Source organism: Vibrio olivae (assembly GCF_042428525.1).
Lineage (GTDB): Bacteria > Pseudomonadota > Gammaproteobacteria > Enterobacterales > Vibrionaceae > Vibrio > Vibrio olivae.
Window position 1 is genome coordinate 53,584 of sequence record NZ_JBHMEP010000005.1, and the last position, 17,400, is coordinate 70,983.

The following is a 17,400-nucleotide window of genomic DNA, read 5'->3' on the forward strand; positions in this document are numbered from 1 at the left end:
TTTTTACCTTATAAGAAGATGCTGAGCACGGCGACAATCGTAAAGGCGATCGTGCCAAGCAAGGTTTCCATGACGGTCCACGTTTTCAGTGTGGTCTTTTCATCCATTTCAAGTAGGCGAGATACCAACCAGAAGCCAGAGTCGTTGAAATGTGAGAGCACGGTGGCACCGCCAGCAATTGCGATCACGATAAAGCACAGATCAAGTTCAGACAGACCAGTGGTCTGTGACACAATTGGCGCCATAAGTGCAGCGGTTGTGGTCAACGCCACGGTCGCTGAACCTTGGGCAACACGTAAACAGGTTGAAATCACAAAGGCCGCTACAATCACTGGCATACCGGTATCGGATAAAGCATCAGCCAGCGCTTGGCCAATACCGCTTGAGCGTAATACGCCGCCAAACATTCCCCCTGCGCCAGTCACTAAAATCACCGCACAAATGGGGGCGAGAGAGTCAGTACATAGCTTTTCAAGTTTGCTCATACCGACTTGTTTGCCAAATACACATAGGCTGACCAATAGTGTAATCAAGAGTGCAACCGGGGTTTTCCCCAGCATGCGCAATGTTTCAACCCAGGTGGATGAACCATCAACTACGCCGGCGACAGATAAGGTGTTTAGACCGGTATCCATAAAGATCAGAATCACCGGCAGAATTAAAATCATCAGAACGGTGGAGAATTTCGGCAGATCCTTTTTCTCCTTAAACATCACTTCAGTGTTTAAGAACGCTTTAGATAAGGGTAGGTTAAATTTGCTGCCAGAGTATAGGCCAAATAGATAACCGCCAAAGTACCAGGTAGGCATTGCCACCAGTAGACCGACAACCAGCAGTAAGCCTAAGTCGGCGCCCAATAAATCAGACGCTGCGACAGGGCCAGGGTGCGGAGGGACAAAAGCATGCATGACCGCAAATGCGCCGCCAACAGGTAATGCGTATTTGAGTGGTGAGCCACCAAAACGTTTCGCGACACTGAATAGAATCGGCATCATCACGATAAGCCCCGCATCAAAAAAGATCGGGAAACCAAAGAGCAGTGATGCGACACCGAGTGCAAACGGTGCGCGTTTTTCACCAAAACGATTAATTAATGTATCCGCCAGTACTTTCGCACCACCAGTCACTTCAAGAATTTTGCCGATCATCGCCCCAAGGCCAACCAGCAGCGCCACTGAGGCTAAGGTGCCACCGAAACCGGACATCATTGTTGGCACGACTTGGTCACTGGGAACGCCCGTGGCGATGGCCGTACCTAGGCTGACAAGGGTTAATGATGCAAAGGCGTGTATCTTTAACTTCATGATTAATATCAATAAAGCGACGATTGCACAGGCAGCAATGATCAACAAATGTGTAGGATCAGTAGCGTGGGTAAGTTGTTCCATGTTGTTCACCTTATTTCAGGATAATGTTTGTGTATTAGTTCACAAATCTTCGAGTTACGGGTAACATGTTACTGATAACATCACTAAGATAAAGTCAATTTCGCTAGCAAAGTTAAAAAATGAGATCCAGCTCTTAGTCGCTTTAAGGAGTCTGTATGAGTGGTAGCAGTATTGTCGTAATGGGAGTCAGTGGGTCCGGAAAAAGTACCGTAGGTGCTTTGGTGGCCGCTGAACTTGGCGCAAAATTTATTGATGGGGACGACCTCCATCCGCGCGCCAATATTGAAAAAATGGGTCGTGGTGAACCACTGAATGATGATGACCGCATGCCGTGGCTTGAGCGCATTCGCGATGCGGCATTCAGTTTAGAGCACAAAAACGAACAAGGTGTGATTGTCTGCTCGGCGCTTAAGAAAAGTTACCGTGACCAAATTCGCGATGGGAACCAAGGTGTCAATTTTCTATTCCTTGATGGGGACTTCGATTTGATTGTCGAGCGCATGCGTCAGCGTAAAGGTCACTTTATGAAAGTGAATATGGTGGAAAGCCAATTTGCGACTCTGGAGCGCCCTGATGATAACGAAGTTGACGTGATTAACATCAATATTGACCAAGATATTGATGGCGTCGTGAGTCAAGCGGTTCAAGCGCTGAAACAGCGCCAAGGAGCGCAAGCATGACCACGCAAGCGATTCTGACCATTACTCAGCGTATTATTGAGCGCAGCCAGTCGCTGCGCGCAGCGTTTCTTCAGCGGAGCGAGCAACAAGCGGCGCTCGGGAAAGGGAAAGGATCGCTGTCATGTGGCAATCTGGCGCATGCGATTGCCGCGTGTTCCAGCCACGAAAAAGGTCATGTCCTTGATTTAACGCGGGCCAATCTCGCCATCATCACCGCCTACAATGACATGCTCAGTGCGCATCAAGTGTATAAAGACTACCCCGACCATATCAAAGCCACACTCGCACCGCTTGGGCATACTGCGCAAATTGCAGGTGGTGTACCGGCGATGTGTGATGGCGTGACCCAAGGTCAAGCGGGTATGGATATGTCACTGTTTTCAAGGGATTTAATCGCGCAAACAACCGCGCTATCACTCAGCCATAACATGTTTGATGGCACGCTGCTACTTGGTATTTGTGACAAAATAGCACCTGGACAATTGATGGGCGCGTTAAGTTATGCGCATTTGCCAACCGCATTCATACCAGCTGGACCGATGTCGACAGGCATCAGTAATGATGAAAAAGTCGACGTAAGGCAAAAATACGCCGCTGGTGAGCTTGGGCGTGAGGCGTTATTGGATATGGAGTGCCGTTCTTATCATTCCCCGGGTACTTGCACCTTTTACGGTACGGCCAATACCAATCAATTGGTGTTTGAAGCAATGGGGCTGATGCTGCCCGGTTCTGCGTTTGTCCATCCAGACAGTCGATTACGCCAGGCTCTGACTGAAAAAATCACGGTTGATGTTGCGGCAATGGCGCCAGGATCACCAAACTATCGTCCTTTGAGCCAAGTGGTGACCGAAAAAAGTTTGGTCAACGGTTTAGTCGCTCTGCTGGCTTCTGGTGGCAGCACCAACCATTCGATTCATTTGGTGGCTTTAGCGCGCGCAGCGGGAATCGAACTCACTTGGCAAGATATCAGTGATTTATCCGATCATGTGCCTCTGCTCGCCAATGTTTATCCTAATGGCAGTGCCGACATCAACCAATTTGAAGCCGCTGGTGGTGTACCAATGCTGATGACTCGCCTTCATGAGCGAGGGTTACTGCATAGCGATGTGATGCCAGTCAGTGGTGAATTCTCGGATATGCTAAAGCGTCCACAGTTAATTGACGGTCGACTTGAGTGGATTGAAAGTGAGCAGACGTTGGACTCAAGTGTGATTGCTGCACGCGGTGAGAGCTTTCAGGTTACTGGTGGTCTAAAGGTACTGAACGGCAACTTAGGCCGCGCGGTGATCAAAGTATCAGCGGTGAAAAGTGAACATCGCGTGGTTGAGGCGCCAGCAAAAGTCTTTCATTCTCAGCATGATGTCGAACGCGCGTACCAAGCCGGATTACTGAATCAGGATTGTGTGGTGGTTGTGCGCTATACCGGGCCGGCCGCCAATGGCATGCCGGAGTTACACAAACTGATGCCGATTTTAGGGAACCTGCAAAAATCCGGTTTTCATGTGGCGTTAGTCACTGACGGACGGCTTTCTGGTGCATCCGGCAAGATTCCTGCCGCTATTCATGTTTCACCAGAAGCGCTACATGGCGGCGCTATTGGTTTGATTCAAAATGACGATATGATTCGCGTTGATGCTGTCTCCGGTACACTGGAATGCCTTGCCGACCTAACTGGGCGTCAAATTGAGCACCCAGATAGCGAACTAGCCCAGCAAGATTGGGGACGCGAACTATTTGGGTTGATGCGTCAGAATGTGAGCCGTGCGGATCAAGGGGCCAGCTACCTGTTTGGTCAATCAATTTAACGATTTACAGTGTCTGTCCTTGAGTTAATTGGTAACCTAAATCGTAAACCTTTTGCTCAGGGACAGTGCCCGTTAGTACATCGAGTAGCAGCTCGGCACTTTTCTGGCCGATTTCAAATCGCGGCGTCTCGACACTGGTCAGTTTAGGAATAATGGCTTGGCCAATATCCAACGCGTTGTAGCCAACAACACTGATCTGTTTTGGAATTGCAATTTGATGATGTGAGCAGTACATCATCGCACCGATCGCGATATCGTCGTTGGTACAAAAAATACCATCGAGATTCGGATATTGCGTCAAGGCTTGCTCAAGCAGTTCGCCGCCCATAGTAAAACTGGAGTGTTGCTTGGTTGTAATGTGCATCGACTCAAGCCCTGCAGCCTGCATGGCGCGATCATACCCTTGCATCCTTAATTGGGTTCGCGTATCCAAACGTGCCCCCAGATAAGCCACATTGGTTTTTCCAGCAGCAATCATCTTTGAGACAACTTCAAAGGCGGTCTGCTCGTGATCTAAGCCGACGGCCATATCGATAGGTTCGCTGGGCAATTCCATGGTTTCCACCACAGGTATTCCCGCTTGTTTGAGCATTTGCAGTGTGCGTGGCGTGTGATTGGTTTCAGTAAGAATCAGTCCATCCACTTGATAGGAAAGCAGCGCTGCAATTTTATCCTCTTCTTCGGCTTGGTTGTAGCCAGTATGAGCAATCAAGGTGTCGTAGCCGTGGGCTTTGGTCACTTGTTCAATCCCTTGAACCAAATTAGCAAACACTTGATTCGAGAGCGAAGGTAGAATAATGCCAATGGCTTTACTCGATGATTTCGAGAGCATCGCAGGCACGCGATTTTGAATGTAACCAAGCTCTTCCACCACGGCAGCGATTTTTTGTTGAGTGGCTTGAGCGACGGAGCTTGGATCACGCATATAGCGAGAGACAGTCATTTTGGTAATGCCAACTCGATCTGCGATATCTTGCAAGGTTGGACGAGATTTTCTTTGCATAAGAGCCTTGAACTGACGACATAATGTTACGGTAACATTAGACCTTAGACTCGATACCCAGCGCAAGTCTAATCGCCGTCAAAGCCGTCCCTTAGCGAAAAAACTGACAATAAAAAACCCCGCCAAAGCGAGGTTTCATTAATAAACATTCATCCACTTATTCAATATTTTGGATCTGAATGCTAATTATTATTATATTATTTTGATTTTAAAGGTTTTATTTTTATTTTGTTGACTATCTGTCACCTTTTCTGTCACCAATTGATGTGAGTGATGAAATGAGGCTTTATTCTAGTTATTTTACTTTTTAACGATAGCATTTAACGGCGATAGAGTACCTACATCTCACAAAGCTGAACAATTTTATTCCTGGTATTTTGCCAGAATGAGAATAGAATAATACTATATGCATCTAATAAAGTTTTAAGAGTCTAATCTAAATGTCAATCAATCTTGACGCTTTCAAAAGTGGTACTTATATCGACCTCTTTTCTGGTTGTGGGGGGTTATCTCTAGGTTTAGGTAATGCTGGATGGAAGGGGTTGTTTGCCGTAGAAAAGGATCCTATGGCATTTTCGACTTTTAAACACAACTTAATCGACGGAAAATACGCCCACTTTGATTGGCCTCAGTGGTTACCAAGGGAAGCCACTACTATTCAAAACCTTCTTGAAAAATACCCTGAACAGCTCGCTGCTTTAGAAGGCAACGTTGATTTAATCGCAGGAGGTCCACCGTGTCAGGGATTCTCACTTGCCGGGCGGAGGAATGCTAAAGACCCACGAAACAAGCTCTCTGATGAATACATTAAAATGGTAGAGATTGTTTCTCCTAAGTATCTATTACTAGAGAATGTTCGTGGCTTTAATGCATCTTTCAAAGCTCCTGAAGGCAAAAAAGCTCGCAAGCCTCATTCCATGATAGTTAAGGGTAAGCTTGAGAAACTTGGTTATAAGGTTTTTACAGGTTTTTTATGTAGTGCTGATTTTGGAGTGCCACAGAAGAGAACTCGATTCATAATGATTGGCGTAAAAAAAGAGTTAATTGATGATGCTTTTCTTAATCCTTTTGAATTAATTGCAGAAAATAGAAGGGATTTTTTGATTAGTAAGAATTTACCGTTGCGTCCCGTGAAAGTCAGTGACGCTATCGGTGACTTACACGTTGAAAAAAACGGAGTAATTTATCATTCGGGCAGTGATAAAACTGGATTCAAACAGATTGACTATAAAGTTCCATTAAAGCTTTCAAAATATTTAAAAGTTATGAGGAAAGGTTCGGGTTGCTCCAAACCAAACAGTTTACGTTTAGCTAGGCATAAACCGAGTACAATCGAAAAGTTTTTAAACATCCAGAGAATTTGTAAGCCAGGTATTAGTTTAAGTAATGAGATGCGCTTGGAGATTGGAACCAAGAAACAAGCAATTACGGTTTTAAGTGCGAGTGAACCATCGAAGACACTTACTACATTGCCTGATGATTTACTTCATTACTCTGAACCTAGAATTTTAACAGTTAGAGAGATGGCTAGAATTCAATCTTTCCCAGACAACTTTGACATATTGGGAAAATATACTACTGGCGGTGAGAGAAGAACTCAAGAGTGTCCTAGATATACGCAAATAGGGAATGCGGTACCTCCTTTTCTTGGTGAAGCTTTAGGTTTGTTAATAAATAAATTCAATATGGAATAATATATGAATAGGCTTAAGGAAGAACAACCGTTACATTTCGAAATAAGCTCTGCATTAAAATCAGTCATCGGTCAGGACTTAATTACTAATGACTTTGTGGCAATATTCGAGTTGGTTAAAAACTCATTCGATGCACATGCAAAAAATGTAGATATCATTTTTGAAGATATTAACGGCAAAATTGAAAGAATATTTATCATTGATGATGGTAAAGGCATGAGTTATCAAGATCTTGTGAATAAATGGCTGTTTGTTGCCTATTCAGCTAAAAAAGATGGTTCAGAAGATAATAATGCAAATAGAATTTATGCTGGAAATAAAGGTGTAGGTCGATTTTCTTGCGATAGAATCGGAGGAAAGCTCAAGCTCCAATCAAAATCAGTATCAGATAATAGTGTACATATTTTGGATGTCGATTGGGGAGAGTTTGAAGTTGATGCAAAAACAAAGTTTGAAAATATAGCCGTAAAACATAAATTAGCTAGTGACTTTTCACTACCGTATAAGGCAGAGAATTTAAAACAGTCGGGAGTTGTGTTAGAAATATCAGCTCTTAGAGAACCAGATTCTTGGGACAGGACCAAGTTAAAGAGGCTTAGAAGTAGTTTAGCAAAATTAATTAATCCTTTTGGAAGCTCTGTTTCACCAATTGCATTAAAAATCTTTTGCCAGAGAGAAGTGTCTCAAGATGAAAATCTAGAACGCAAATACATTGAGCAAATTTCTTTGGACCCTGATAACACAATCGAACCACCCACATTAGTTAATGGCCGAATCACTAACGATATATTTCATATACTCAAAGATAAAACGACCTCACTAAATGTTGAACTTGATAATAGCGGTCATTTTGTTACCACTCTTATCGATAGAGGTGAATTGATATATCAAGTCAAAGAAAGTACAAACCAATATCATTTACTCGCAGATTCGGATTTTAGTTGTCAAATCTTTAGTTTAAATCAATCAGCAAAAGCTTTGTTTAAAAGAAGGACTGGTATCCATTCTGTGGCATTTGGTTCCCTTTTCTTATTTAGGAATGGCTTTAGGGTTATGCCGATTGGAGATGAATCTGATGACTCTTGGGGAATTGATAGGAGACACCAACAAGGCTATTCCAGAACTTTGGGTACGCGGGATATTATGGGACGAGTTGATATTGCTGGTCCAGAAACAAAATTTAAAGAAACTTCCAGTCGCGATGGAGGGCTTGTTGAAACAGATGCATCTATACAATTGTTTGATTATGTTTTTACAAAGTGTGTGAGAAGGCTAGAACAGTATGTAGTAGGTGTAACATGGAAAGATAGTATTGATAAACATCATGACACATCTCAGCGACTTAGTTTGGATGAGAATAGAGCTAATATAATAGATTTAGTAACAAAGTTAGCTGGGGCAAAAGATCTTGAACTAATTGATTACAGTAGAGATTTAATAGATGTTTTAAGTGAAAAATCTTCTTACTTTGAAAGTTCTGTCGAAAAATTAGCCGAATTAGCGGAAAATTCAGATGACAGTGATTTGATGTGGAATATATCACAAGCTAGAAAACGTTTTGCTGAATTGAAAAAGTCGGAGGAAGAAGCTAGAAAAATTGCCTCGCGAGAACTTAAAGCCCGTCTAGAGGCTGAGAAACAAGCGAAAGTTGAGAAGGGACTCCGTGCTGAAGCTGAAAAAAGAGCAGAAGCAGAATCTAGGTTAAAATTTGAAGCAGAAAAAAAGGCTAATCGAGAGTTAGAATTAAAAGAACAGGCTAAGCAAGAAGCAGAAAAATTCAACTTAGCATATGAGGAAGAGAAAAAGAGAAATTTATTTCTTTTATCGAATGATAATAAAGATATCGACCAGCTAGAAAGTTTTTTACATCAGATAGTTATATACACATCTTCAGCAAAACAAAAAATCACGTCTACATTATTAAAAATACATAATAGTCAAAATCAAATCGACCGTGATGAATTAATGAATTCTTTAAGTGATTTACTAGAATCCGTAGAGAAAATAATGACGACATCAAGGTTTGCAACAAGTGCGAACTTCAAGCTAGATTCTACAAAAATAACTGATGACGCCTCAATTTATGTAAAGGATTATTTGGAAAAAATATCTACAGCCTACAACAGTAGGATTCAGATTAAAGTTGAATCCGATAATAAAAAATTCATTACAACGTTTACTCCAATAGAGTTAGGTATGGTTCTTGATAATATTGTTAGTAACTCTAAAAAAGCGCGAGCATCATGGATAAACTTTGAAATAAATCGAGAAGGAAATAGTGTATTAAACATAGTCGCTACAGATAACGGAAAAGGATTAGACAAGTCGATTTTAGAGAAAGAAAGAGTTTTTGAAAAAGGGATTACTACTACGCGTGGGTCTGGTTTAGGGTTATTCCATTGCAAAAAACAGATAGAAAAAATGGGTGGGGAAATCACTATTTCAGATAAACAACCATCTCAAGGTTTTAGGATACTAATAAGGCTTAGAAAATAATGAAATCCGAATATAAAATTTTATGGTTTGAAGACCAATTTGATGAAGTAGCTGGTGATTACGAACGCGTCGGTCAGTTAGTTTCTGAATATGGATTTATACCTGATATTACAAAAAAAATTAGTGTTACAGAAGATGAGATCGAACTGTTGTCATCTCAGCTATCATCATATAACCCGTATGATTTGATAATATTTGATTACGACTTAGGAGGGCAAAGTGAGAATGGATTAAGCATCGCATCACATTTGAGAAGCAAAATATTTACCGATATGGTTTTCTATAGTGGTCAGGTACCAAAACAGTTGAGAAAAATGCTTTTTGATAACGAAGTAGATGGAGTATTCATTGTTCATAGAGATTCATTTTATGATGATATAGAGCCGATAATTGAAGACCATATCAAGAAGATGAGCGATATTAATAATATGCGTGGCGTTGTCATGTCGGAAACTAGCAAAATGGACTTGGCGATCAGAGAAATACTTATCGCATGGTCTACTAACGCTGGTATTGATGACAATGAACGTGCATTAAATAAACTGAAAAATCGTTTAACTCGCAAGTTAGAAGAAAAACAACAAAAAATACAAAATCTGACGAGTATAGAAGAAATTATTGGAAATTATATACTGACGACATTTGATAATGTTCGGGTGTCTTTGAAAGAACTAATTGGAGAGGTAGGTAAAGACGTTCTTAAAGATGGCTCGCTACTTCATGCTATTCAAATGGAAAGGAATGTTCTCGCTCACTGTAAGTGTCAGTTAACAGAGGATGGAAAAATGATAGTTGAAGGGAGAGAGCCTAAGGAATATAACTTTGATGAATTTAAGAGATTGAGAAACCAAATTCTGCAAGCTCATGAAGATATTAAAAAGTTAGTAGGATAGTTATGCCAGAACAGACAATTATTGTAGATCTTGATGGTACATTGGCCCTTAACAAGCATCGAAGTCATTTTATTGATAAAAAAAATGGTAGGAAGCCAGATTGGGTATCTTATTTTGAAGCATGCGATAAAGACTTGCCACATACACCGGTGATTGAAGCCATAAATGCTCTTAAGAAACAAGGAAATCGAGTTCATATTTTTTCTGCTAGAGGTGACATAGTTAGAGATAAAACCATCGAGTGGTTGGCTTTGCATGGTGTACTTTATGACGCACTAACTATGAGAGAAATGGATACATATACAGCAGATGAAGTACTTAAGCGCTTCTGGCTACTCGATCTTTATCCAAATTACAAAAATGATATTCTTTGCGTTTTTGATGATCGAGACAAAGTTGTAAAAATGTGGCGTGACTTAGGGATAACCTGCTTTCAGGTTGCGGAAGGAAACTTTTGATGATCAATACTTGCTTACATAGTCATGACTAGTTGGAAGAAATATGAAAGGTTTGTTGCAGAACTGTGTTCTGAGGATTATCAGTCTACAAACACAACTGTGATGCCCAATGCAAAGATTAAAGGCTGTTTGAGTAAAACTATCCGGCAGGTAGATGTGCTTATTGACTCACGGTTTGGTGACGATAGAAATCGAAGAATAATCGTCGATGCTAAAAAGTATAATCGCCCTTTAAATGTTAAAGATGTAGAAAGCTTCCACGGTATGATGATCGATTGCTCATCAAAAGTAGGAATTCTTGTTTGTCCCAATGGTTATAGTGCCGCTGCAAAAAAGAGAGCACAGGATTTTATTAATCTTAAGATAGTATCTTTGGAGGAACTAGAGGATATTGATCTTGATTTATGGGATGATTGTCTGAGTAGTCATTGCGACAAAAAATCTAAAAGGGGATTGGTTCTGTGGGATGCACCTATGGGGATTGGGGCTCTTTCCTCTCCAGTGTCTATTTCCTGTATTGGTAAATGTGATGTTTGTGGTGATTTCCATGTTTGGTGTTGGGATTGCGGCAAGAAGTTTTCTTTAAGTGATGAGAGTGAAGCTAAATGCAATTGTGGACATCCCTGGTTTTGGCTTACCGCAATTGAAGAAGATGAAACTAGCTCCAATGATCACGAGCATTCTATGTCTGTTTATTTGCTACTAGTAACGCCTTCAGATGCTCTAATTGCTGATAGAAAACCATTGAATTAAAGCATACTTACTCTTATCTAAATAGTTATCTCTTCGACAAAATCATGGTTAGGCATTTTTTCATACTGTTGGTCCTTCTTTAGGTGCTCAATAGCTAATGATGAATAATGATCTTGCTTCATCAATTCTGCTAACGCCTCTTTCCTTAATACACCAGTTAACTCCAAGTCTCCATGGTTGGAGCGCACTCGTTCATTGATTTCAGCTTTGTTGATGTAGATATGAGATTCGTCTTTATGGCGACTTAGAGCTACATACGTTTCTCGTTGACCCATTCGCCCCGAGTATAGAGTGAATGTATTACCATCGATGGTGGTACCTTGCGAGCTGAAAATCGTTAGAGCGTAAGCATGGCATAGGTTTAAGCCAATCTCATCACTATACTCTGACGCTCTGAAAGTGATGATACGTTTATCATCAAGAGCAATAGAGAGCTCGGTATCGTTATCGCTTAGTCGTGCGATCTCTATAATTGTACCCAAGGTACCGTTTGAGACTTGCAGGTACCGATATTCGTTTCGACAGAACTTGACTCTATCGCCAACAGAATACTCATATTCAAACTTTTTATCAGCGACGCTACATGTAAGTTTGACGTTTTCGTTGCTCACTTTGCCTTCGCGAATATATATCTTTCGAATCGCCTTGCTCAGTTGTCTAACATCTTTCCATTCACGAGCAATTACTAGCGATTGCTTTTCAGGATTAGATTTCTGATAGTGGTGCCAATCATTGATTAGAGCTTCGATGGCTTCGTCATGGTTGTCCGTCCAATGTATGCAATTGTGCTTTTCTAGCAACGCTAAAGCCGGTTCTGAACGTTTATCTCTAAGATCCATGACAACTTGTTTTGCCCAAGTTTCTCTTTGTCTGCGGATGGTCTCAATCCGTTGTGTTCCTAGTATTTCGGAACGAGATAGAAAACGCAGAGCACCACCACGGTTGATTGCATCAAGCTGCTTATCTTCTCCAGTTAGTATTATTTTACAGTTAGATACTTTGGCTTCGTTGATAAGTAGTTGTAAATCAGTGCTTGGAAGTAGTCCAGCTTCATCTACAACGAGTACATCTACACTGTTTAGCGGGTGTCGATTATTGCTGATATTTGTAATCAGAGAGGCAACAGTATGTGATTGAATACCAGTTTCCTGCATTAGGTTATCCGCAGCTTTTTTTGCAATGCATGCCCCTTTGATATTCATGTTTTTTTGTTCATAAGCAATTTTTGCGGCGAGCATTAATGTTGTTTTACCAGCTCCTGCGCTACCTTGAGTAATCGAAAAGTCACCTGAGCACAACGTGTAATAAATAGCTTCTTTTTGCTCATCATCAAAATAGAAGCCAAGTTGTTCTTCGGCAAGTTTTAGCGCGTTATCGGTTTCAATTACTCCGACTTCTTTTGTAAATCTATTGGCTAGAACTTGGGCATCATTAATCATAAGAGTTTCGCAGGTAAGCACATCGACACTCGTAAACTGTCGAGAAAAAACATTTTTGGGCTGTAGAGTAATCAGTTCTTCACTGTCTAATAGAGAAAGTGATAATTCTTCTGCTTGATCAGCATTTATACCTCGATGTGCAGCTTGTATAGCAATTGTCCTGAAGATTTCCTGCTCTGTAAAAACAGCTTTTTTTTCAGTAATCTCTGATAAAAGTACATCAAGGTTTAACTCTACAGGAAGCTCTGACCTTTCTTGATTGATTAACGTTTCAAGATAAAAATCTGTTAGTCCATAGGTGGCTAGTTCATTAGTCCACTTTTCAAAAAGCTCATTTCTATTCAGCTTTTTTTTTGACTTTCTGTTTTTAGTTTTGAAATAAGCACCTTGCTTACTAGAACTGCTTTTAATTCCTGCTTTCTTTAGTTCATTTTCTATTTCCTGTGCCCTACTAGAAAAAGCATCGCATGCTTCTTTTGGTATGCCTTTTAGATGGAACGAATCCCCATCAGGCTCAATTTCAAACCCTAATTTTTGCGTCTGATGAGCCATTTCTGCACGATAGATTGCACCTGATGCCATTTTCCAAAAATATTGACTATCAAATAATAATGAACCCCAAGTATCATCGAAACGTGGTGCAAGGTTAAGAACCAGTGCGTGAGTATGTAGATGAGGGTCTTCATTTCTATTTGAACAATGCTCGAACTTTGCTATGACAAGCCCTGCTGGCTTTTCTTTGACGGAAGAGCAAGATCCACGGCGAGTCAACGACGCATATTGCTCCATAAATTTGATAGCTTTATCCACTGCTAGTTTCTGGGCGTTCTCGATCTTTTTTTTAAGTACAACGGACGAAATAACCCATGCTAGTGTTACGCTTTTTGGTGCGCTAAATGTGCAGTCCCAGCCTACTCGCCGATTATCTTTTCCTGCGTTCTGCACTAGTCTCTCTCCCGCTGGAGAAAATCCTGTCATTAAATTTATATAGTCATCATCCTTAATGATTTCACCGTGAAGACCAAGAACTCGACTGCCTAATCCTGCCCAATTTCCTTTCGGCTCTCCATGCCCTAAATAGTAATCTTCTAGCGCTAAATCAGAGTAGTAAGCGATGTTATTAATCGGATGAATTGACAGCATGGTTATTGCTACTTCCTCTTATTTAGACGATTTTTTTGTTGGGCTTTTTTAATTTCTGTTTTTTTTGTCCATTCCTTGGGGATCTTTTTTTTGGCTTTTTTCGTGCGTTGAAACAAAGGCCAGCACAGTTTGTAAGCAGCATTTCTCCCTGGAAGGATCATATAACCTTCAACACCTTTTTTACTGGGTTGTTTGAGCTGTGTAAGTTCTGTCGCATTTATCACTGGGACTTCAGCTCTCGTGCCTATTAGTGTCGGGTTATCGTAGTTCGGCACCTCGGCTGTGTACTCTCCAAACATATTGGAGCAGTATTTTGCATCATCTCCTGCTGACCCCATTCGAAACACGATGATGTTTGATAGCAAGTTGATGATTGAATCGGTTTCGTCTTTTCCATAAAGCTCTCTGAGTTGTGAAATAGACTGAGTACAGATAACTGATCTCGCACCGTTTTCACGCGCCAACTCAAGCCATTTCTTGATGTTTGGGTTTCGAGGAAGGTTGGCAAATTCATCAATGAATAACCATGTCTTCCTCTTCGTTGGAAGAGATTCAGACAGATAGTTCTTTGTCATAAACGAGATGATTGCATTACATAGTGGCTCACCAAGGCTTGGGTATTTACTATCGGCCTGAATAATGATGACGCGCTTTGTGCTATTATTTTTAATCCAACGTTTCAAGCTGAATGGTGATTTGTCTTGTCCTGACCAAGCTTTTGCCAGATCTTCAATCCAGCTCAGTTTACTCATGATATGAACATAAAAGCCTTGCGTGGTTTTAGAGTCATTTTCAATAAAGCTCTTTACTATTGGATAGTGAACTATGAACTCAGATTGAGCTTTATAAATACTGGTTGTGAATAACGTATAAAGGTCGAACCAATCCCAGGCTTTTTCTTTCTCGTTGATTAATTTCATCAGCATACTGACTAGAATGACTCTTGCTCCTTGGTCCCATATTGGGTCTGGCGTTTTGGAATCAGGAATTAGGCAAAGCGCCAAAAGCTCTGCATCTTGTTTTGTTCTTATATCTTCGCAGATGTTCCACTTTGCGCTTCGCTTGTCCCATGGTGCGATTAAGATGGAATTAGATTTGTGATAAAAGCTTTCCGTATATTCTCCCTTTTCGTCGTAAATGACAGAGTAATCACCACGATCAATCGCTTGATGAACTAATGGTTTGAATGCGGTTGATTTGCCGGCGCCAGTCGTCCCTAAAATCAAAAAATTGTTTTGTTCCCTTGCTTCTGTGATTTTGAACTTTGGATGAATGTTTATACCAGTTCGAGTCAACTTATTAGTTTTCAGCTCCTTGAAGTGTTCGTTTTTAGCATGACGAATAGCTTTTTGTCCCTCATATAATTTTGGACCGCTAATGTGCTTTAATTCATTTGATTTGAACCTAGATTTGAAGAGCATTGTTATAAATGAGGTCGCTAGAAACACAGATATTGCCAAGATAATAGTACTGCTCTCATCTTGTACTAAGTCAGCTAGAAGGATTTCTCTAGTGTTAGTTTGAAACAGAGCCTTTAGCCATGATTGGCCATCGTTATTGAAAAGGAGTGAGTAAAAGCCCTTCAAAGCAAAAGCGACTGGTATCGTCAGCAGAAGGCTGGACAAAATAAAAACAACAGTCCGATGGAAGTATGAAAACAGACCCATTATTTGAACTCTCTCTTTAGGTTAGAAAGATATTTATTTTTTGCTTTTAAACGTTCTTGTTCATCAAGCCCCGCAACTGCTGAAACCATTTCGAACATCCGATTTTCTAATCTTTTCGAAAAGTTTGTCATATCTGTATCAAGGCCTTTCTTTTTCTTATACAAATCGTATATATGATTTATAAATTCCGATCTGTTCATTTTTAATTCTTCCGCAAAGGTTAAAAATTCGATATATTTAGTCATAGAAAACCGGACGCTAACTAACTGCTGTTTTATTTGATTTTTTGATTCTTTAGGCATAACTATCTCTTTTGTGTATTCAATATCATCACTATGATTTTGTTAGATTTTTTTTGTAGAAAATAGAGTGATTGTATACGATAAAAATCACGCTAACTTGTTGTATTAATTGAAATTAGCGCGTTTTCTGGTTTTTACTAAAGCTTAAGCAGAAGCGTTCAGGTCTGAGTCTTTAATTAGTTCCAAGTAGAGAGCATTTATTGAATCGGGAACATGAATATTAAAGTAGTGCTTTGCAAAGGCATTGTTAGAGTTGAGCTTTGCAAGAAGAACTACCTCGTAGATCGTTAAACTATATACTGATATAGGCCTTTCTAAATCAAGTATAAATAAAACCACTTTACGAAAGTCCGTATAGTTAAGGCTTAACTTTTTATCCTGAGGAAGGTTATTGCTCGAAAACATCTCAATTGTTTCTATTATTGTTTGTTCTACTTCTATAACCAGATCTCGGACATAGATCTCGTATCTAACAAGATTCTCATTAAAGTTTTCTTCATTTGGTGGCATAACAACAAAGCTGTTTACCCATTCAATGATCGTTGCTCTTTCTTCACTAGTAAAAGTTGACATCGTTTTCTTTCCTTAATTTGATTTACATGAAAAAGTATTTTTTGCTATCCAATCCATATAACTAGATAGGGAGTAGCCTAATATACGGTTGTCGAGTTTGACTATGTCGGGAAGAAGGCCTTTATTCAGTGCTTTCCATTCAGTTGTTCGGGACATGCCTGTGAGTGTTCTAAACTCGGCACGAGAGATGATTTTTTCGTATTCTGATAGAAATGACATAGAGCCTCCAACTCGTTAAGTTGGGGCTTATGATAGCGAGGCGAGAAAAACCTAATAGGCTATGAGGGGCTTATGAGGGAAACTTTTTTATGAGCATATGCTTTTTGTTATAGACGTTATGATTCTTTCTGCTTGTGTCTTGGATGGCTCTCCTATCAAATGTCCTTTGGAACTGCGCCTAGTAATTTCAATAATGGACTTATGATATATCCGTGCTTTAAATCCTCGTTTAGACGGATCGTCATCTGTGTTTTTAATTAAGCTTTCGACTAACTTATAGTAATCGTCATAAACAACTTTTTTACCTCCTTTTTTGCCATTTTCTCTGAAGGAGTTCTTAAAATTTTCTAATTTAGATGTGTTTATTGATATATTATTGATTTTTCTATTACTATCTATTTTCGTCCAATCCTGAATGTTTTTCTGGTTAGAGCTTATTTTCCTCATTTCTTCTGTTGCGGAGTCATATAACTCAGAAAACTGAGGATCTTTTAATTGTTCGCAAGAAAGAAGATCAAGAGTGTTTGCTTCATGTTCATCGAGAAATCTTTGATAATTTTCGGGATATAGTTTTACTGTAAGATCGTCTTCAAAACCTATCCCACTGTTAGTCTTTGACTTTAGTTCACTTATATATTTTTCAACGTTATTGGAATGATTTAGGATTTCCTGCTGCTGTAGAATCATTTCTTTAAGCAAATCTAGTGAATTGGGGTACTTGGATAAGATTTCTAATTCTTCATCTGAAAAAGGCTCATAATCATCCGACATTTTCCCGAAGATCATATCTAATATTGCTCTAAGCTGCTCTTTGTTTAACTTCATTTATATACTTCCTCGTGTATATGCTGAGTTTTTGAATGGCTTTAGGGTTCAGAGCTACGTTC

General features: G+C 40.2%; 15 protein-coding genes. 7 read left to right on the forward strand and 8 right to left on the reverse strand.

Features of this window, described 5'->3' with window-relative positions; translation table 11 throughout:
* Positions 1-8: 8 nt before the first annotated feature.
* Positions 9-1,388 (reverse strand): GntP family permease, encoded by a 1,380-nt coding sequence (locus ACFFUV_RS15420; protein WP_390194477.1) that lies wholly within the window; start codon positions 1,386-1,388, stop codon positions 9-11.
* A gap of 155 nt (positions 1,389-1,543) precedes the next feature.
* Here ACFFUV_RS15420 and ACFFUV_RS15425 point away from each other — a divergent pair, with 155 nt between their 5' ends.
* Entirely contained in the window at positions 1,544-2,068 is a 525-nt protein-coding gene (locus ACFFUV_RS15425; RefSeq protein ID WP_390194478.1) for a gluconokinase, read from the forward strand.
* Entirely contained in the window at positions 2,065-3,873 is a 1,809-nt protein-coding gene (gene edd, locus ACFFUV_RS15430; protein WP_390194479.1) for a phosphogluconate dehydratase, read from the forward strand. Before ACFFUV_RS15425 ends, edd begins: the two co-directional genes overlap by 4 nt.
* Positions 3,874-3,877: 4 nt before the next feature.
* Here the strand turns inward: edd and ACFFUV_RS15435 are convergent, their stop codons facing one another.
* Positions 3,878-4,876: a LacI family DNA-binding transcriptional regulator gene (locus ACFFUV_RS15435; protein WP_390194480.1), complete on the reverse strand. Its 999-nt coding sequence runs from the start codon at positions 4,874-4,876 to the stop codon at positions 3,878-3,880.
* 440 nt (positions 4,877-5,316) lie between these two features.
* Here ACFFUV_RS15435 and ACFFUV_RS15440 point away from each other — a divergent pair, with 440 nt between their 5' ends.
* The 5 genes from ACFFUV_RS15440 to ACFFUV_RS15460 are packed head-to-tail and all read left to right on the forward strand — an operon-like array spanning position 5,317 to position 11,170.
* On the forward strand, positions 5,317-6,570 hold the full coding sequence (locus tag ACFFUV_RS15440) for a DNA cytosine methyltransferase (protein WP_390194481.1): 1,254 nt from the start codon (positions 5,317-5,319) through the stop codon (positions 6,568-6,570).
* Between the two features lie 3 nt (positions 6,571-6,573).
* Positions 6,574-9,066, forward strand: a complete 2,493-nt coding sequence (locus ACFFUV_RS15445; protein WP_390194482.1) for an ATP-binding protein — start codon at positions 6,574-6,576, stop codon at positions 9,064-9,066.
* Positions 9,066-9,959, forward strand: coding sequence for a hypothetical protein (locus ACFFUV_RS15450; RefSeq protein ID WP_390194483.1), 894 nt, complete (start codon positions 9,066-9,068; stop codon positions 9,957-9,959). The genes ACFFUV_RS15445 and ACFFUV_RS15450 overlap by 1 nt, the downstream gene beginning before the upstream one ends.
* Before the next feature lie 2 nt (positions 9,960-9,961).
* Complete coding sequence (locus tag ACFFUV_RS15455; protein WP_390194484.1) at positions 9,962-10,417, forward strand: phosphatase domain-containing protein; 456 nt, start codon at positions 9,962-9,964, stop codon at positions 10,415-10,417.
* A gap of 24 nt (positions 10,418-10,441) precedes the next feature.
* The gene (locus ACFFUV_RS15460) at positions 10,442-11,170 is read left to right on the forward strand and encodes a restriction endonuclease (RefSeq protein ID WP_390194485.1); all 729 of its coding nucleotides are present in this window, start codon (positions 10,442-10,444) and stop codon (positions 11,168-11,170) included.
* Positions 11,171-11,187: 17 nt separating this feature from the next.
* Here ACFFUV_RS15460 and mobF read toward each other — a convergent pair whose 3' ends face one another.
* The 6 genes from mobF to ACFFUV_RS15490 form a co-directional block, all read right to left on the reverse strand.
* Positions 11,188-13,752: a MobF family relaxase gene (gene mobF, locus ACFFUV_RS15465; protein ID WP_390194486.1), complete on the reverse strand. Its 2,565-nt coding sequence runs from the start codon at positions 13,750-13,752 to the stop codon at positions 11,188-11,190.
* Between the two features lie 8 nt (positions 13,753-13,760).
* Positions 13,761-15,419, reverse strand: coding sequence for a type IV secretion system DNA-binding domain-containing protein (locus ACFFUV_RS15470; protein ID WP_390194487.1), 1,659 nt, complete (start codon positions 15,417-15,419; stop codon positions 13,761-13,763).
* A complete protein-coding gene (locus tag ACFFUV_RS15475; protein ID WP_390194488.1) occupies positions 15,419-15,721 on the reverse strand; it encodes a hypothetical protein in 303 nt (100 codons plus the stop codon). Before ACFFUV_RS15475 ends, ACFFUV_RS15470 begins: the two co-directional genes overlap by 1 nt.
* 144 nt (positions 15,722-15,865) lie before the next feature.
* The gene (locus tag ACFFUV_RS15480) at positions 15,866-16,294 is read right to left on the reverse strand and encodes a hypothetical protein (RefSeq protein WP_390194489.1); all 429 of its coding nucleotides are present in this window, start codon (positions 16,292-16,294) and stop codon (positions 15,866-15,868) included.
* A 12-nt stretch (positions 16,295-16,306) separates the two neighbouring features.
* Entirely contained in the window at positions 16,307-16,513 is a 207-nt protein-coding gene (locus ACFFUV_RS15485) for a helix-turn-helix transcriptional regulator (RefSeq protein WP_390194490.1), read from the reverse strand.
* 87 nt (positions 16,514-16,600) lie between these two features.
* Positions 16,601-17,338 (reverse strand): hypothetical protein, encoded by a 738-nt coding sequence (locus ACFFUV_RS15490; protein ID WP_390194491.1) that lies wholly within the window; start codon positions 17,336-17,338, stop codon positions 16,601-16,603.
* Positions 17,339-17,400 lie beyond the last annotated feature (62 nt).

Bases quoted from the DNA above. Each gene is read 5' to 3' on its own strand.
- ACFFUV_RS15420 (WP_390194477.1), bottom strand. From the start codon at position 1,388: ATGGAACAACTTACCCACGCTACTGATCCTACACATTTGTTGATCATT.
- ACFFUV_RS15425 (WP_390194478.1), top strand. From the start codon at position 1,544: ATGAGTGGTAGCAGTATTGTCGTAATGGGAGTCAGTGGGTCCGGAAAA.
- edd (WP_390194479.1), top strand. From the start codon at position 2,065: ATGACCACGCAAGCGATTCTGACCATTACTCAGCGTATTATTGAGCGC.
- ACFFUV_RS15435 (WP_390194480.1), bottom strand. From the start codon at position 4,876: ATGCAAAGAAAATCTCGTCCAACCTTGCAAGATATCGCAGATCGAGTT.
- ACFFUV_RS15440 (WP_390194481.1), top strand. From the start codon at position 5,317: ATGTCAATCAATCTTGACGCTTTCAAAAGTGGTACTTATATCGACCTC.
- ACFFUV_RS15445 (WP_390194482.1), top strand. From the start codon at position 6,574: ATGAATAGGCTTAAGGAAGAACAACCGTTACATTTCGAAATAAGCTCT.
- ACFFUV_RS15450 (WP_390194483.1), top strand. From the start codon at position 9,066: ATGAAATCCGAATATAAAATTTTATGGTTTGAAGACCAATTTGATGAA.
- ACFFUV_RS15455 (WP_390194484.1), top strand. From the start codon at position 9,962: ATGCCAGAACAGACAATTATTGTAGATCTTGATGGTACATTGGCCCTT.
- ACFFUV_RS15460 (WP_390194485.1), top strand. From the start codon at position 10,442: ATGACTAGTTGGAAGAAATATGAAAGGTTTGTTGCAGAACTGTGTTCT.
- mobF (WP_390194486.1), bottom strand. From the start codon at position 13,752: ATGCTGTCAATTCATCCGATTAATAACATCGCTTACTACTCTGATTTA.
- ACFFUV_RS15470 (WP_390194487.1), bottom strand. From the start codon at position 15,419: ATGGGTCTGTTTTCATACTTCCATCGGACTGTTGTTTTTATTTTGTCC.
- ACFFUV_RS15475 (WP_390194488.1), bottom strand. From the start codon at position 15,721: ATGCCTAAAGAATCAAAAAATCAAATAAAACAGCAGTTAGTTAGCGTC.
- ACFFUV_RS15480 (WP_390194489.1), bottom strand. From the start codon at position 16,294: ATGTCAACTTTTACTAGTGAAGAAAGAGCAACGATCATTGAATGGGTA.
- ACFFUV_RS15485 (WP_390194490.1), bottom strand. From the start codon at position 16,513: ATGTCATTTCTATCAGAATACGAAAAAATCATCTCTCGTGCCGAGTTT.
- ACFFUV_RS15490 (WP_390194491.1), bottom strand. From the start codon at position 17,338: ATGAAGTTAAACAAAGAGCAGCTTAGAGCAATATTAGATATGATCTTC.